Source organism: Nocardia sp. CA-290969, assembly GCF_050936135.1.
Lineage (GTDB): Bacteria > Actinomycetota > Actinomycetes > Mycobacteriales > Mycobacteriaceae > Nocardia.
In genome coordinates, this window is the sequence record NZ_JBNJNJ010000001.1 from 4,665,827 (window position 1) to 4,681,378 (window position 15,552).

Sequence of the window (15,552 nt, forward strand, 5' to 3'; positions counted from 1 at the left end):
GGCGGCCGGTGGACGAGCCAGGATGCGGACAGCCGTCATCGAGACAAGCTCAGAAACCTTCGGGGTGCTGGGAAAGCCAACCCGCGTGCCGGTGCATGAGCGTGTCACGTTCGGCGGTAGTGGGCAGCAGAACATCCGCGCCGCCGTCGTAGGGGTGGTGAATCCGCTCGAAGGACAGGTCGGTGATCATGACCCCAGCGGTGGCGTCGTCGGCGACGGCTCGCAGAAGCTCGTCTACAGCGCCGTGCTGCCAGGGGATCCGGCTGACGAACAGGTGGGTGTAGGAGATGAACTCGGGGTCGGTCTCGGTCGGATCGTTGCGGATCGAGGTCCAGTAGCGGGCACCGAGATGCCACTGTGTGTGGTCTTCGGGTCGCTCGCCCGGCTCGGGACGGTTGGACCAGTCGCAGGTGATGAGGTAGATCTCTTGCCCGGTGAACAACTCGTCCAGGACCGTGTTGTACCGGTCGAGCACGATGCCGTACTCATCGGCAGTTGCCGGGTAGCGCTTCGACCGGGGCAGACTATGGAACCGTACCCATCGATCTCGATAGGCGTGCTTCAGCTCATCAGCCATTGGGGGGCACCGCGGCCACCGTTGTTGCCAGAGCCCCAACAGATCGTCATTACCCATCCGATCACAGTATCCGCGGGAGAGAGCCGGCCCACGAGTCGTTGGTCGAGGACGAAGCACAGTCGACGTTGTTTACCCGCCCAGCAGCCCTACGGCTGCGCCGCAATAAATTTCCGCGGCCGACACGACGAATCGAGCCTGTCACCGCGGTATGGCATTGTGCGGGAATCGAATGCGTAACTGAACGAGGGAGTTCGAGATGACGGGGGTCCGGGGCGCATCCCATCTTTTGGAGCTGGCGCGAGGGCTGAAGGCTGCCGATACGGGCGGCTGGCGCGAACCAGCGCTGCGCGCTGCGATCGAAGGATTCGGCTGGCAGTGGCAAGACACCGACGCCGGACCGCTGTTGCTCCGGGGCACTGAGCCGGAAGCGGCCGGTGGGGCACCCCGGCTTCGTCCCACCGGCCGCTTCGAGAAGGACTATGCGCACGGTGGCGAGGAATACGTGGGACTGTATGTGCCGGTGGGCCCGCCCGATACCAGTGCCGCGGGGAAGGCACAGGCATTCCGGACAGCCGCCGAGACCCTGACCGAAGAGTTCGGCCGCGCCCCCATCATGGGCGTGTACGGCGATCCCGGCCCGTTCTACGACTCCGTGCCTACGTGGGGCGGTCCGTTCCTGCGCTGGCGCGAGCGGGAGAACACGCTGGAACTGCGCGCCGGCGAACACGGCCCGGAACTGCTGCTCCAGCCGACGGACCCGGTGGAGAACTGGTTCTGGCGGCAAGGGCACGGCGAGCTCAACGCACTCGGCGGCTTCTTCGGCACCCGCCGCGACCCCGCCAACGCAGGCCTGAGTTTTCCTGGCGGCTGGCGCACCGACGACTGGGACGTCTTCTCCCGTAGTCTCGGCGCTTTCCTCCATACTCTGCCGGCCGAGACCCACGCCCTGGGCATCGAGCTGGACCTGGGGTTCCACGCTCTGGTTCCCGGCACCCGTGGTCCGATCGTGTTCCACCTCATCTGCGGCGAACGACTGGAGATCGTCTACGACACCGAAGAACTCGGCGAGTCCAGCACCGATCCGCGCTCATTCGGTTGGATACCGCACACCACCCGCCCGGCAGCGCTGGACCACTGGCTCGAGTCTCCCTACCACTCCGGGGATTTCGGCGCGGGCGAGGTGGACGGCCGCGCACTGGCGACAATGATGGTCGACACCCTGCGCGGCCTGGGCGTCGGTTCCCCGAAGGACCTCAGCCTGACCGACCACGCCCAGCGCATCGGCGACTACGACGTCGAATACTACGGCCTCACCCTACGGGAGAACCCGTAGGCGCCGGCAGCTCGGGACGGCCGCTGATCCCGCGAGCGCCGGAATGCCTCAGCCGCCGGGCCCGGAACTTCGTCGAAACGCACGGACAACGGGTTACATACCAGGATGTCCGTCCGTACCGCGAAGCATGGCTCGAGCACGGGATACCTGCCGCGGAGATCGACCGGGCCGTGGCCTTCCACGAGTCCTGGGGTGGCATCGCCCTACCCCCGGCCCCCGCGTACGAGGGCGGCCCGCGTGTCCTGGAGGCCGACGTCCCCGAAAGGCTCGGTACCGACGGGTGGTACTTCGGGGCCGGTGACGGCCGCGTATCCATGGCCTACGGATTCATGATCGGGCCGGGTGGCGAATTCGGAATCGACGCCGATCATTGGACACCTCTACACGCCGGCACGCAGGGATGGGTGGAAGCCCTCGCACTGGCCTACCACGCCGCCTATTGGGCCCGAACCATCACCAAGATCAGGGGCGAGGCCGTCGAACAGTTGGACCTCGACGGATTCGAACCCGTACCCGAAGTCCAGGGGCTCACCGACACATGGTGGCGGAGCAAAGACTCACTCATCGCCATCTACAGCGGTGAAGCTGTCGGCTTGGACGCGCCCCACCGCCGAGAGGCCCATATCTACGGCGGACTCGACGCGTGGGGTCTCGGCGGAACCGGACCGGCTCACTGACACTACGCAGTGCCGTTGCAGAATTAGGCGGCGGTCGAGATCGGTGTCATCGCCGCCTCTGGATGGATGGCGACACATGCGCGAGCGATAGCCGGAGCTGACGCGTCCTGACAATCTCCGAACCAGGGATGATTCAGGGGGCCGAGCCCCAGCAGCCGCGTTACCCTTGTGCTGGAAGAAGTTCGGGCTCCAGGTCGTTCAGTGGCGACCTGGAGGGGAACGGCCGGGCTTCGAGACTCGGGGAGGGTGCGCAATGCTACCGAAGAACAGGATGGTGGCCGTCTTCTTCGGGTACTCCACACTCATTGCTGTTGGGATCGCGTCGGTAGCGAACCTGATCAATGGAACATGGTCGTGGAAGTGGGTGGCGGCGGCCGTTGCGTTCAGCTGCTTCCTGACCTGGTCCATTTACCAACGGGGCCGTCAGCACTTGTATCAGATGAATGCCTGGATCTTGGCTGCCGCCGATCGCTACGCGGAGGGCCGATACCTCGAGGCGAGTGAGCTGTTCAAACGCGCGGGCGCCCGATCTCACGTCCTACTCGGCCCGCAGCATCCGTTCACCGAGTCGCTGCGCGAGAGATTCGATGACGCCTACCGCAAGCACTTGGAGGAACAGAGCCGCGAAACACTCACGGCGATCCTGGATGCGATCAAAGAGCAGCCCGGCACAACCACCGATCGGCGCACCGACCCGACCGCCGACGAGTAGGGCGGGATTCCACAGCGTCGCAGCCGGTTCGATTCCGGTTGTCCACCTCGTCGATCGAATACGGCATCGGCGTCCTCCGGTGATCGAACTCTGTGTTACTGTCCGACGGCACTGAGAGCCCCGGGACGATCCTGCCCGCGGGCTTGTTCGGGGGAGGAAATGGATATCTACACGGTTGATAATCGCGGCCTGCGAGCTGAATCCGCGATGCCTATCGGCCTCGGCTGCCGATCGTCTTTTCTCAGCGGTGCCCGGTTGCTCGGGAAGACCCAGCAACGTGGTCTCTCGGCGCAGGCCACGACCGAATAGACCGACATGGCACCGATTCCCGCACCTCTCCCCGCACCGCCGGCCGACGCCGGGCAGGGCGCCTGGGGTTCACAGCCCATCTACAGCCGCGCCGATGATGTGGCGTTCGCCCGGATAGCCGCCGCGGCGTCCATTGCCGCGGACGCCGCCGGCTGGACGAATGCCGCCGCCCACCTGGACCACTACCTCGGCAACAGCGGCGATCTGCTCACGATCAACGCGGACGCGGTGCTGCGGGATGTGCCCGCGGCCGACGCGCAAGCGAACTCGATGGCCGAAGCGGAGATCCGGCGGATCACCGCCGAGGTCGCGGCCGGCCAACTCTTCGGCCACCCGGTGCAATTCCAGTCGCAATGGCTCGGCTTCTACATCGACAAGGGGCTGAGTGAGGACTGGTTCTTCGCCATGGGTGGTATTCATCTGTCGGTTACCGGGGTAGTCACGGTGATCGCACCCGCTGAGGGTGCCGAGCCGACTGTCAGCGTCGAGTACAAGGTTCACGTACACGATCGCTACAACTGGGACGGGGAGAAGAGCACCGAGATCGCCGGGGTCACGGTGTCGGATAAGCGGATGGGAGCGCTGCACACCGCGGGTTTGGCGCGGGAATACGACATCGAGGGGTCCAGCGGGATCCGTAGCTATCAGGGAGCTGTTCCGACGGCCGCGACCTTGCCCGGGGCGGCCACCGGCAGAGACGGCGAGCGGAGTGATCCCAGCCGATGAGGAATGTGAGGGGCAGAATGCGACGGCTGAAGACGGCCGGTGTCCTGGCCGGTCTCGTGGTTGTCATGGTCGGTATGTCCGGGTGCGGCAGCGAAAGCCGGGACGGCGGCCGCCACACCGATACGAGCCGGGTGGCCGACACCACCGACGTCGTCAGGGCAGCTTCCGAGTTCGGCGGAATCGTCATACCGGAGACCGCCACCGTGCTGGACGCCAGAACCGAGAACGGGCTGGACACGCTCTACCGGCTGGCGGTGTCGACGGATCCTCAGGGCCTCGAGATGCTGCTGGCTGCGTCGAAATTCTCCACACAACTGACCAAGTCCTACAGCGTCACCGAGACCACGATCGCGGGTCCCCCGTTGGAAACCTCGCCGGCGCTCTTGCGGGCGGCGGATATCTTCCGGAACGCCGAGGGAAAGTCGGTCAACCGGAACATCATCGTGGACGAACGGGACCCATCCACCCGGTTCGTGCATCTTCAGCTTTTCGATACATGATCCGCGTGTTCATCCGCATTCGAGGACGCCGTAATGACCGATGTCACCGTTGACCTGGCCAGTCTCGCAGGGTTCGAGCTGGACCTCCGCGATATGGGCGCGAGCTTCGTATCGAATGCCTCCCGGTATCTGCCGCTGATCGCGCTCCCCGCGGGGACTTCGGGTCTGATGGGCACCCTGGCGACACCGCTGGAGACGTTTCGCAGCACCGTGTCCACGGCAGTGCAAGCCGAGCGCACCGCGATCGATACCTTCGGCACGAACCTCGCCACCGCGGCAACCGGCTACCGATCGACCGACGACACCACGTCGAACGCGGTCTCGGCAGCGACAGCACCTCTCGGCGCTTCGGGCGCGCCCGCCCCTTCCGGTGAACAGGGTGTCAACCGGTTCGGTGGCCTGCAGTTGCCCAGCCTGCCGGACGTGCCCGAAACTGAGACTGCGATCCGTCAGACCGTCAGCTCGGCGATCGCCCAGATACAGGTCTATGACGACGCTTTCGCCGCGGTGATAGGTAAACGGCCTGCCGCGGATTACCTCACGCCGCTGGTCGCGGACTGGGAAGCGCTACAGACCATCGGGCAGCGGATCAGCTGGATCGGCATCAACGACTACGTCACCTCCGAGAACCTCGTCAATGGCACAAGGTGGCTGCAATCGAGCTGGACCGGGGAAGCATCCCAGGCGTTCGGAAACAGCACCGGCGGCTTGGCCCAGGCGATCGGCAGCCGAAGCGCCGACCTGGATGCGGTGTCGAAGATCGTCGAGAACGGTGGAATCGTGCTGGAACGCCTCGCCTACAACCAGGCCGCCGGTCTGAGCGCCATGATTCTGCGGACGATCACCCATAAACAGGCGTCGTTCCCGCTGGGCGTATGGGCCTCTCTGATCGGCAACCCGATGCCGGAATCGCTGCGTTCGGAGATCACCTCGGCTCTCGACGAGCTGCGAAACACCGCGGAATCACGGCATACCGCCATCACGGCGATGGCCGGAACGCTCTCCGGTGCAGTGGAATACAGCCCAGGGCGTAGCGCGCCGGTGTACAACCCGAGCGCGTTCGAAGTACCGGAGAAAGTTGTCGCAGATCCGGGCGTTGCCAAGTACGGTTTCGGCGACAACGTGTGGTGGCAGGAAAGCAATGCGTCGGCCGGCTGATCACCGCGGTCGAATGCCATACTCGGGATCTCGTAACCGAAAGTAGGGGGAAATGAAGCTGGCAGAGGCTTTGTCGTTGCGTGCCGACGCGGTGCGCCGGATCGAACAGCTGCGCACCCGGATCGTGGGCAATGCCCGTTACCAGGAGGGCGAGGAACCCGCCGAGAACGCCGCCGCGCTGCTCGACGAAGCCCGTGAAGTGCTCGCGGAGTACGAGGCGCTGATCCGGCGGATCAATCGCACCAACGCCGCCACGAGTATCGGCGCGGACGGCACACTCACCGACGCACTCGCCCGCCGGGACGCGCTGCGGCTCCAGCATTCGGTGATCACCGATGCGGCCGATGCGGCCGCGGGCAAGAACCGGGGCGGTTACGCGCGACAGCTGCGGTCGGAGTTGAAGATCCTGTCCGCGTTGCCGGTCGCCGAGCTCCGGGCACAGGCCGACGGGCTCGCCGCGCAACTGCGTGAACTGGATGTGCGGATCCAGCGGGCCAACTGGGAGGTCGACCTGCTGGACTGAACACGAGCAGTGGAGCAGGTAGCCGGCACGGAGGCGCGCACCGACCCGCTGGACCGACGGGCATTCGGTCACCTCCTGGCGCACGAAGGGCAGTGCGAGGGGTTCGACTCCCCTACCCACAGCGCAGCCCAGCACCGCGCACAGGTGAGCGCGCACAGCGCACAACACACAACCGGGTGCGGATCCGTCACGGTGAGGGCGGGCACGGGGTACTCCACTGAATTCGGCGGCTACGGCTGTTCGTTCGCGGCCAGCAGCCTGCGGGCGGCCGCCAGGTTCGTGTCGATCGCGGCTTGCCACCGGCGCGGATCGCGGCGACGGCGTTCACGTGCCGCGGCGAGGCCGGCCAGCACCGGGCCCAGCCAGGCGTCGGCGGCCCGGGCGGCCGGGATCTTCAGGTCCTGGCACATGCTGTCACCGTGGATTCGGCGCGTGATCGCATTCAGCGCCGGCCGCGCGATTGCTCGTGGCACGTTCAGCACCTCGTGCAGTCTCGCGGTCACCGCGGTGAGCGTCGCCTCGGCGAGTGCGGCGGAGTCCTCGGTGACCGGGCCGGTCACGGTCTGGAAGAGGTCATCGATACGCTGTGCGGCCGCGTTGCCGGTAATCCCCTCGACCAGGCGGGCGTCGATTCCCAGCAGATGGGCGATGTACCACCAGTAGCGGTACAGGTCCGCCGTCTCGCGGGTGGTCAGCCCGAATCCGAGACGTTCCTCGGCCGTGCGGCCGGTCAGGGTGAAGTCGATCCAGGTGCGCCCCAGATCCACCTGATTGATCGGATAGCCGTGGATCGAGGTGTCGTAGCCGCGGTCCAGGGCGATTTTCCGCATATGCGCGTGCAGCATCCGGACTCCCAGGGTGGCCACGTAGCCCGGTTGCCCGGGGCGCAGGCTTCCCGGGATCATCACCTGGGCATGCCAGGCGCCGGTCTCCTGGAGTCGTCGCTCCGCACCGTCGACCAGCCGGCCTGTTGTGGTCAGCACCTTGGAGATCGACGGCGATTCATAGACCCGGATGAGCGCGCCCGCACTGAGCGCGATGAGGTGGACCGGTCCCGGCGCGGTGTAGAACGGCATCGAGGCCTGGTCGAGCACATGGTCGTCGACGTAGTCGGGCGTGTTCTCGGTCTGCCGCAGCAATGCCGCGAGGGCGGGTGGCGGGTCGGCGAGGGCGGCCAGTCCCTCGCAGATTCCCTTGCCGAGCAAGACCCTGGCCTCTGGCATTCCGATCTCGTGCATTTCGGTGACGACGGCGTCGGCGAGTACGTCGCCGGTGGTCAATGCCCACTGCATCAGGTCGGCTCGGGCCGCGCCGAACTGAGCCAGGACGGTCGACCGCCTCGCTCGACCGGTCGGCCACTCGAGCTGTTCGATCACGATGTCTCCTCGATGATGGGGCTGTGCCCGGGTCGGGGTGGTGCCACCCCCGGGCCGCCTCGGCTGGACTGCATGACGGATATGTCGAAGGCCCGGCGGCGGACCGCCGGGCCGGGTCGGTCAGCCACGGACCGGGACGAGTGGTCTGTCGGAGGGGGTTCGGGTGGTGCTGTTCTTGGCGAGGTCGCTCAATACTTCTGCGGCCGCGAGTTCGTCGCGCGCGGCGAGCTGGTCGAAACCGTTGACCGCGGGGTAGACGTAGCGGCCGAGTGTCGCGATGAGGAGCGCGCCGACGACGAGGACTCCCATCAACACGGGGATGACCGGGTCGTAGGAGCCCAGTCGGTCGTAACCCAACCCGAGGAGCAGGGGCCCGAGGGCGCTACCGAGGAGGAACACCGCCTGGACCGGTCCGAGGATCCGGCCGAAGTTGCGGGTGCCGAGATACCGGGTGATGAGCAGGGCGAGCAGGTCCCCCTCGATACCGAAGGCGATGCCGATGAAGGCGACCGCGACGACGGCGGTGGAGAAAGGTGGCTGCAGGAAGAACATGCCGGCGATGGGGGCGAGTATCGCGACCGTACCGATGATCGACGCGTGGACGCGGTCGATGAGGAAGCCGCCGGCGACCCGGCCCACCAGCGATGCAAGGCCGAAGACGACCAGCAGCGAACCCGCCTGGTCGTCGCTCAGCCCGCGGTCGGTCATCATCGGTACGAGGTGCACCTGGAGGCCGTAGACGACGACCCCCACCAGGCCCAACCCCAGTGCGATGCCCCAGAACTGCCGCGTGCCCAGCGCTTCCCGGACCGTCAGTCCCGGCAGCTCGAGGCTGACATCCCGGTCCCCGATATGGGTTTCGTGGACGAGTCGTCCGCGCACGTGTTTTTCTGCCCGGGCCCGGACGAACAAGGTGACCATCGTGACCGACACCAGGGCCGCGATCAATGCCATCACGCCATAGGTCAGCCGCCATCCGATGCTGTCGATGAGCGCACCGGCCAGCAGGGGCGCCAGGGCGGCGCCCAGGCCGATGATGCCCGTCACGATGCCGACGGCGAGGGCGCGGTTGTTGTCGAACCAGCTCACCACCGCTCTGGTGGCGGGGACCGCCGTCCCGGCCCCGAAGAACCCGACGAAGAAGCACGGGATGAAATAGATGGCTTCGACCGGCGGTACCAGCGCGATCGCGGCCATCGAGGTCGCGAACAGCACGAACCCCGGCACGAGGATATAGCGCGCGGCGTATCGGTCGACGAGCTGCGCGACGATGAACAGGCCGATCACCATCCCGATCGCGGCGACCGAGAAGGAGCTGGTGACGGTGGTGCGGCTGAAACCGGTCTCCTCGGCGATCGGCAGGACGAACAGGCCGATGGTGGCCAGGTACATCTGGGGGCCGACGGCATTGGCCGTACCGGCACCGGCGACCACCCACCAGGGGCTTCGTCGCTTGACGGCGGGGCGGGTTGGTGAACTCATACGACTGCTCCGATAGTTCGCGGGTGTCAGGGGTGGTCAGGCGGCCGGGAAGGAGGTCTTCGTGAGGTCCTCGGAGACCCGCCAGACGCGCTCGGCCTCTTCCGTGCTGCGCAACGGCGGGTAGAGCCGATGCTCGGCCGGCGGGCCGCCGAGGTTGCCCGGACCGCTGGGGCCATAGAGGGCGTGGGGTTCGGCGCCGGGGTCGGTCGCCGCCATGAGGGCGGGCAGTGCCGCGGTCTCGCGGGTGCCCGCCAGGATTCCGCGGGTGGAAAGCGCTCGGATCAACCGGTATTGGGGCACTGCCCGGCTGCGGCCGAGCTCGGGCCGGGCGGCCAGCAGGCTGGTCGGGGCGACCCCGGGATGGGCGAGATTGCTGGTGATGCCCCAGCCGTGGGCCTTGCTGCGCCGCTCCAGCTCCAGGCCGAACAGCCCGAACGCGATCTTGGACTGGCTGTACGCGCGCATCCCGTGATAACTGCGCTCCCAGTTCAAGTCGTCCCAGTGGATGGCGCCCCGCCGGGCCGCGATACTGATCTGCGAAGTCACCCGGGCCCGCCCGGCGCGCAGCAGCGGCAGCAGCTGGGCGACGAGCGCGAAGTGGCCCAGGTGGTTGGTGCCGAACTGCACCTCGAACCCCTCGGCCGTGGTCTGGCGGCTCGGCGGCCGCATCACGCCGGCGTTGTTGATCAGAAGGTGAATCGGGTGGCCTTCTGCACGCAGCGTGTCACCGAGGGCCGCGACCGACTCCAGCGAAGACAAATCGAGGCTGCGCAGCGACACATTCGCGCCGGGGGCGACCCGGCCGATCTCGGTGATCGCTACCTCCCCCTTGCGCGGATTACGCACGGGCATGATCACTTCCGCTCCGGCGGCGGCCAGCCGCGCGGCTATCCCGAGGCCCATGCCGTCGCTGGCGCCGGTAACGACCGCCCGCTTTCCGGACAGGCTGGGAATGGTGATGTCGATCTGTGTGCGTGGCATCGTGTGCTCCTGGTTGCCGTTGTGCGTTCGTCATCGCGCCGCTCGCGCCATGGCATTGATCGTCAGCCGATCGGCCGCGCGCATCCAGGACCTCCCGATCACAGGCTCGCCGGGTCACCGCTGCGCGCCGGATGGGGGGATCGGCAATCAGTGGCTACCGTCACCCGCAGCCGGTAGAAACGAGGAAATACTTCGGAAAGGGACACTGTGGTGATCGATCGCACCGGGTTGGCGGAGTTCCTCCGCACTCGACGTGCGGCACTGCAACCGGAAGATGTCGGCCTGCCGCGCGGACCGCGCCGCAGGACCAGCGGACTACGGCGCGAGGAGGTCGCGTCGCTGTGCAATATGTCGGCCGACTACTACTCCCGGCTGGAACGGGAGCGTGGCCCACAGCCCTCGCAGCAGATGCTCGCGTCGATCGCGCAGGGATTGCATCTGTCGATCGACGAACGCGACCATCTGTTCCGCCTCGCCGGGCACAATCCGCCGGCCAGGGGAACGACGGGCGAGCACATCAGCCCGGGCCTGCTGCGCATCCTCGATCGCCTCGCGGACACTCCCGCGGAGGTCGTCACCGAGCTAGGCGAGACCCTGCGGCAGACCCCCATGGGGATCGCGCTCACCGGCGACACGACCCGGTACACCGGGCCCGCCCGCAGTGTCGGCTACCGGTGGTTCACCGACCCTGCCGTCCGGAATTTCTACGCTCCGCAAGAACACGCGTTCCTGAGCCGGCGTTACGCCTCGGGACTGCGTGAGCTCGTCACCCTCCGCGGTCCCGGCTCCCGCGCCGCCTACCTGGCCGATCTGCTCCTGGACCGCAGCGAGGAATTCCGCCGCGTATGGGACGACCACGAGATCGGAATCCGCCCTCACGACGTCAAGCACTACATCCACCCCGAAGTCGGTGCGCTGGAACTGAACTGCCAGCGTCTGATAGACCCGGGACAGGCCCATCTGTTGCTCGTCTACACGGCTGTCCCGGGTAGCGAGAGCTATGAGAAGTTGCAGATGTTGTCCGTAATCGGAGCGCAACCGCTGCTCAGGACTTGACGGCGGGCAGGACCCGCAGTCCGGCCGGACCGGTGTCGTCGTGGCGTATGTCGAGGCCCACCGCGTGACACCGATCGCTCAGCCATTGGTAGCCGTGTCCGGCCGGCCGGTCCCTCCGCTGCCTCGGCAACCGGTCCCGGATAGGGCTCTGCATCGATCAGGAGCCGTGTTCACGCGAGTACACCGGTTTCGAAGCTGATGCGTGGTTCGTAGCCGAAGTCGGTGCGGCGACGGAGCGCGGAATGCCGCGGGTGAGGGACAGGACGACGCCGTCTGCAAGGTTGACGACGTGGACGAAATCCATGGTGTGGCGGCCGCCGTCGATCGACATCCATTTCGATTCCCTGATTGCCGTACGCACGCCGCGGCTCTCCCGTCGCGGTGTGACCCGGTGATGGTTGCGACGCGGTGTCGTACACTCGCTCTGTATCGCAACGGTTTTCGCGATACAGAGCGAGTGATATCGGAGATGGAGCGGGTGGGGATGTCGGTTCGGCAAATAGCGCTGTTGTCCGTTGTGATCGGTTCAGTGATGGCCGTGACGGCCTGCGGAGGGGTGCAGGACAGCACGTCTCCGGTCGGTGCGACCAGTGATTTCGAGGAAGTCTGCACGGGCGGTGATTTCATCGGGCCGAAGCGGACGGCCTTTCCCGATGCGGCGGCCTACGAAGGGACCGGAAACCCGTTGGTCGTTGTGGAGCACGCCGGGATCGACCATCCGTCGTCGGTCACCAGTTGGTACCGGCTTTCCTCGTCCGACCTCGAGCGCATCGAGGACCCGAAACAAGTGCAGTTGGTCGCCTGCGCCGAACACGGTGATGATCACGAGAGCGTCGGCACCTGTACCTTCGACGCCGGCGAGACGGCGAAGGTGTTGCGCTCCAGCGCGAAGGTGACGATCTTCGAGGCGCGCTCGGCGGAGAAGGTCGCCGAGGTCACCGTTGACGCCGCCGAATACACCTGCCCTTCCATCCTGTCGTTCAAGGGTGAACCCACGGTGTACACCTCGCCGACCGTGGACGAGTACCGCGCGGCGTTGACCGAGGCGGTACCCGGTATCGAGATCGTCGGATAGGTAGGAGCGAACCGGCCGGCTCCCGCATCACTCGCGAGCTCGGCCCCGAATTATCGCGCCGGGCGCCGAGTTTCGAGTTGCCGGCGGGATCGGAGGCCGAGTTTGTTGATGAGGTTGCGTAGATGCCATTCGACGGTGGGTGGGCTGATGAACAGGCGGGTCGCGATTTCCGGGTCGGTGAGGCCCTCGCGGACCAGTTTGACGACCTGCGCCTCCTCGGCGGTGAGATCGTCGCCGGTTTCGGCGGGTAACTCGCGGATGTTCGCGCCGGTGGCGGCGAGAGCGCGGGCGGACCGGCCGGCGAAAGCCGGCATACCCATGGTGGTGAAGAGTTCGTACGCGGTGTGCAGGTGTTCGCGGGCTTCGGGGCCGCGGCGTTCGTGCCGTAGCCATTCGCCGTAGAGAAGGTGGGTGCGGGCCAGTTCGCCGCGCAGAGTGGTGCGAGCGAGGTGCGAAAGTGCGGCGCGGAAGCGGGTTTCGGCGTCCGGGCCCGCGCTGAGCAGGGCGTGCGAGCGGGCTTCGATACCCATCGCCCAGTCGGAACCGCTGGGTCGGGTGACCTCGGTGAGGCGCACCAGGGCGTCGAACGCGCGGTCGGTGTCGCCCGTGTGGGTGGCGGCCTCGATGAACTCGACCAGCGACCAGATCGGGATGCCCACCTCCAATTGCACATACTCCTCGTTCGACTCCCGCGCGGCCGCGGCGGCTTCGCCGAACCGTTCCAGGCTGTTGTAGAGCACGGCGCGCGCATAGCCGCCGACCACGGGACCGATTCCTTCGCCGCGCCGCGCCTCGCCTTCATCGGCGTGCCTGCTCAGTTCGAGGCATTCCGTTTCGCGGCCGCGCCAGCCCGCGGCGAGCAACGCGGGATAGACGGGGGCCGTGGCGGCGACCGCATCGGAAACCGTCCGGATCTCGGCGGCCAGCGATTCGGCTTCGGCGAGTTCGCCGTCGAGAACGTGGACGACGCTGCGCAGGGTCAGCGCGAGCGGGAGCGCCGAGGCTCGGCCGGTGGCCCGGACCAGATCCAGATTCCGGACGCTCGATGCCGACAATGTCTCGTGATCCCAGAGTCCGACGGCCGTCACCGAGGTGAGCCACAACCAGCGCAGCGCCTCGTTCGGGGAGAGGTCGGCCCGGTTGAACGCGTGCAGAGCGGATCGGAGCGCAGGCACCGCGGCGGTGTGCCCGTCGAGGATCCGGGTGGCCAGTGCGTCGAGCAGGAGGTCGACCGGGCGCGGGTCGGGTGGGGCCGGCGTGGCGCGGGCCGCGACGGCGGCTTCGTACTGTCCGCGGCGGTAGGCCTTGGGGCCGGCGAAGAGCGCGGCGTTGATGACCTCGAGGTAGGTTTCGCGGGCACTGTCCGCGTCGTGCACCGCGAGCCTGCGCGCGGCGTCCAGCAGCAGGGCCGGCGCCGCGATACCGCGGTCGGTGGTGAACGCGATCCGGGCCCGCACCAGCTCGGCTTCGGCGCGTATCCGGTCGTCGCGCAGGCCGGCTTCGGCCAGCGACAACAGTTTCAGGGCGGTGTCGGGGTCACCCGCCTCGTGGGTCACGCGTGCGGCGACCAGCGCCCTGTCCCGGCGGCGCTGCGGGTCGGGGGTCAGTTCCACCGCCCGCGCGGTGAACGCGGCGGCCGCGGCGATACCACCACGCACGCGGGCACGGACGGCGCAATGCTCCAGTTCCGCCGCGACGGTTTCGTCGGGACCGGCCGCGCCGTGCGCGGCGTGCCAGGCGCGGCGATCGGGGTCGGTAGCGGGATCGGTCACCTCCGCCAGCGCGTGGTGGGCGACGCGGCGGTCAGTGGGCTCGGCGGCCCAGTAGACGACGAACCGGACGAGCGGGTGGGCGAAGCCGACCCGCTCGCCGATCTCCACCAGTCCGGCCCGCACCGCCGGCTCGGCGGCGGCGAGATGGATTCCGCACTGCTCGGCCGCCGCCCAGAGCAGCCCGGGGTCGCCGGTCGGTTCCGCGGCCGCAACCAGCAGGAGCTGCCGGGTTTCGGCCGGCAACTCGGCTGTCCGCCGCAGGTACGCGGCGCGGATGCGGGCGTCGACGCCCCGCGCGGCCGGCAACCCGAACCCGCCGGCCAGTTCCACCGGACTCGATGTCTTCGGCAGTTCCAGCAGCGCCAGCGGGTTGCCCCGGGTTTCGGCGACGACCCGGCCGAGCACGTTCTCGTCCCACGGTCCGGGCATCGTCGCGCGCAGGAGCGCGCGGGCATCGTCGTCACGTAAACCGGCCAACCGCAGTTCGGGCAGGCCCGCGGGCTCCACCGGGTCGGTGCCGGCGGCATCGGGGGGCGACCGGACCGCGAAAACCACGGCGACCGATTCTGCGCCCAACCGCCGGGCCGCGAACGCGAGGGTCTGCATGGAAGCCTGATCGAGCCACTGGGCATCGTCGACCACGCACAGCAGCGGCCGCTCACGGGCGACTTCCGACAGCAGGCCGAGCACACCGAGCGCGACCAGGAAACCGTCGGGTGCGGGTTCGCCGCCCTGCCCCAGTGCGGCCGTCACCGCCGCACGTTGCTGAGCGGGCAACGCGTCGAGTGCGCTCGTCATCGGCGAGCACAGCTGGTGCACGCCCGCGAACACCAACTCCATCTCCGACTGGATACCGGTGATGCGGGCGAGCCGGAATCCGTGCGCACTATCGACCAGGTAGTCGAGCAGCCGGGTCTTACCGATCCCCGGCTCGCCCCGGATCACCAAGGCGCGGCTGCGGCCGGCGCGTACGGCGTGCAGCAGCTCGTCGAGTTGTTCGCATTCACGGTCTCGTCCCAGAACCCGCGATGGCATCGGCGCTCCTGTCGGTATATCGAACGAGTTCGGAGGCACCCGCGGCGCGGGTTCGGGCGGGCACACAGAACTGCTCGCCGGATCGGCGCGAATCGCGCGTCGCGCACCGATCCCGAACGGTGCCGGGCGCCTACGACCGGCACTGTTTCGTCATGGGTTCAGCGTAACGAGCCCGGTACGGTTCGGCGCGGGTACGGCGCCGGGAGCATCCGGCGGCCGGACGTCGCACGGGGGTGCCGGCCGCACGGAACGCCAGCCCT

At 67.7% G+C, this 15,552-nt stretch carries 15 protein-coding genes; 9 read left to right on the forward strand and 6 right to left on the reverse strand.

The genetic code is table 11. The annotated features are described in order from the left end of the window. Positions 1-49: 49 nt before the first annotated feature. On the reverse strand, positions 50-577 hold the full coding sequence (locus ACQEVO_RS21300) for a DUF3885 domain-containing protein (RefSeq protein WP_432915849.1): 528 nt from the start codon (positions 575-577) through the stop codon (positions 50-52). Positions 578-833: 256 nt separating this feature from the next. Here ACQEVO_RS21300 and ACQEVO_RS21305 point away from each other — a divergent pair, with 256 nt between their 5' ends. From ACQEVO_RS21305 to ACQEVO_RS21335, 7 genes are all read left to right on the forward strand, one after another. Next, a complete protein-coding gene (locus ACQEVO_RS21305) occupies positions 834-1,910 on the forward strand; it encodes a hypothetical protein (RefSeq protein ID WP_432915851.1) in 1,077 nt (358 codons plus the stop codon). 170 nt (positions 1,911-2,080) lie between these two features. Continuing rightward, positions 2,081-2,587 (forward strand): hypothetical protein, encoded by a 507-nt coding sequence (locus ACQEVO_RS21310; protein ID WP_432915853.1) that lies wholly within the window; start codon positions 2,081-2,083, stop codon positions 2,585-2,587. Positions 2,588-2,840: 253 nt separating this feature from the next. After that, entirely contained in the window at positions 2,841-3,299 is a 459-nt protein-coding gene (locus ACQEVO_RS21315; protein ID WP_432915855.1) for a hypothetical protein, read from the forward strand. Between the two features lie 315 nt (positions 3,300-3,614). Then, positions 3,615-4,334: a hypothetical protein gene (locus tag ACQEVO_RS21320; RefSeq protein ID WP_432915857.1), complete on the forward strand. Its 720-nt coding sequence runs from the start codon at positions 3,615-3,617 to the stop codon at positions 4,332-4,334. 17 nt (positions 4,335-4,351) lie between these two features. Continuing rightward, a complete protein-coding gene (locus ACQEVO_RS21325) occupies positions 4,352-4,834 on the forward strand; it encodes a hypothetical protein (protein WP_432915859.1) in 483 nt (160 codons plus the stop codon). 33 nt (positions 4,835-4,867) lie between these two features. Beyond that, complete coding sequence (locus ACQEVO_RS21330) at positions 4,868-5,992, forward strand: hypothetical protein (protein WP_432915861.1); 1,125 nt, start codon at positions 4,868-4,870, stop codon at positions 5,990-5,992. A 52-nt stretch (positions 5,993-6,044) separates the two neighbouring features. Then, positions 6,045-6,515, forward strand: coding sequence for a DIP1984 family protein (locus ACQEVO_RS21335; protein ID WP_432915863.1), 471 nt, complete (start codon positions 6,045-6,047; stop codon positions 6,513-6,515). Between the two features lie 230 nt (positions 6,516-6,745). Here ACQEVO_RS21335 and ACQEVO_RS21340 read toward each other — a convergent pair whose 3' ends face one another. The 3 genes from ACQEVO_RS21340 to ACQEVO_RS21350 form a co-directional block, all read right to left on the reverse strand. Next, positions 6,746-7,891 carry an oxygenase MpaB family protein gene (locus ACQEVO_RS21340; protein ID WP_432915865.1) on the reverse strand — a complete coding sequence of 382 codons (1,146 nt, stop codon included), beginning with the start codon at positions 7,889-7,891 and terminating at the stop codon, positions 6,746-6,748. 120 nt (positions 7,892-8,011) lie between these two features. Then, positions 8,012-9,373, reverse strand: a complete 1,362-nt coding sequence (locus ACQEVO_RS21345; RefSeq protein WP_432915867.1) for an MFS transporter — start codon at positions 9,371-9,373, stop codon at positions 8,012-8,014. A 36-nt stretch (positions 9,374-9,409) separates the two neighbouring features. Continuing rightward, positions 9,410-10,354, reverse strand: coding sequence for an SDR family oxidoreductase (locus tag ACQEVO_RS21350; protein WP_432915869.1), 945 nt, complete (start codon positions 10,352-10,354; stop codon positions 9,410-9,412). 210 nt (positions 10,355-10,564) lie between these two features. On the opposite strand from ACQEVO_RS21350, the gene ACQEVO_RS21355 reads away from it, so the two are divergent. After that, the gene (locus ACQEVO_RS21355) at positions 10,565-11,410 is read left to right on the forward strand and encodes a helix-turn-helix transcriptional regulator (RefSeq protein ID WP_432915871.1); all 846 of its coding nucleotides are present in this window, start codon (positions 10,565-10,567) and stop codon (positions 11,408-11,410) included. A gap of 157 nt (positions 11,411-11,567) precedes the next feature. On the opposite strand, the gene ACQEVO_RS21360 is transcribed toward ACQEVO_RS21355, so the two are convergent. Next, entirely contained in the window at positions 11,568-11,741 is a 174-nt protein-coding gene (locus tag ACQEVO_RS21360; protein WP_432915873.1) for a hypothetical protein, read from the reverse strand. A gap of 207 nt (positions 11,742-11,948) precedes the next feature. On the opposite strand from ACQEVO_RS21360, the gene ACQEVO_RS21365 reads away from it, so the two are divergent. Beyond that, complete coding sequence (locus ACQEVO_RS21365) at positions 11,949-12,485, forward strand: hypothetical protein (protein ID WP_432915875.1); 537 nt, start codon at positions 11,949-11,951, stop codon at positions 12,483-12,485. A 50-nt stretch (positions 12,486-12,535) separates the two neighbouring features. Here ACQEVO_RS21365 and ACQEVO_RS21370 read toward each other — a convergent pair whose 3' ends face one another. Further along, a complete protein-coding gene (locus ACQEVO_RS21370) occupies positions 12,536-15,292 on the reverse strand; it encodes a helix-turn-helix transcriptional regulator (RefSeq protein ID WP_432915877.1) in 2,757 nt (918 codons plus the stop codon). Between the last annotated feature and the right edge of the window lie 260 nt (positions 15,293-15,552).

Excerpts from the sequence above, each read along its gene's own strand:
- ACQEVO_RS21350 (WP_432915869.1), bottom strand. The coding sequence starts at position 10,354 with ATGCCACGCACACAGATCGACATCACCATTCCCAGCCTGTCCGGAAAG.
- ACQEVO_RS21300 (WP_432915849.1), bottom strand. The coding sequence starts at position 577 with ATGGCTGATGAGCTGAAGCACGCCTATCGAGATCGATGGGTACGGTTC.
- ACQEVO_RS21325 (WP_432915859.1), top strand. The coding sequence starts at position 4,352 with ATGCGACGGCTGAAGACGGCCGGTGTCCTGGCCGGTCTCGTGGTTGTC.
- ACQEVO_RS21360 (WP_432915873.1), bottom strand. The coding sequence starts at position 11,741 with ATGTCGATCGACGGCGGCCGCCACACCATGGATTTCGTCCACGTCGTC.
- ACQEVO_RS21320 (WP_432915857.1), top strand. The coding sequence starts at position 3,615 with ATGGCACCGATTCCCGCACCTCTCCCCGCACCGCCGGCCGACGCCGGG.
- ACQEVO_RS21315 (WP_432915855.1), top strand. The coding sequence starts at position 2,841 with ATGCTACCGAAGAACAGGATGGTGGCCGTCTTCTTCGGGTACTCCACA.
- ACQEVO_RS21370 (WP_432915877.1), bottom strand. The coding sequence starts at position 15,292 with ATGCCATCGCGGGTTCTGGGACGAGACCGTGAATGCGAACAACTCGAC.
- ACQEVO_RS21335 (WP_432915863.1), top strand. The coding sequence starts at position 6,045 with ATGAAGCTGGCAGAGGCTTTGTCGTTGCGTGCCGACGCGGTGCGCCGG.
- ACQEVO_RS21305 (WP_432915851.1), top strand. The coding sequence starts at position 834 with ATGACGGGGGTCCGGGGCGCATCCCATCTTTTGGAGCTGGCGCGAGGG.
- ACQEVO_RS21345 (WP_432915867.1), bottom strand. The coding sequence starts at position 9,373 with ATGAGTTCACCAACCCGCCCCGCCGTCAAGCGACGAAGCCCCTGGTGG.
- ACQEVO_RS21330 (WP_432915861.1), top strand. The coding sequence starts at position 4,868 with ATGACCGATGTCACCGTTGACCTGGCCAGTCTCGCAGGGTTCGAGCTG.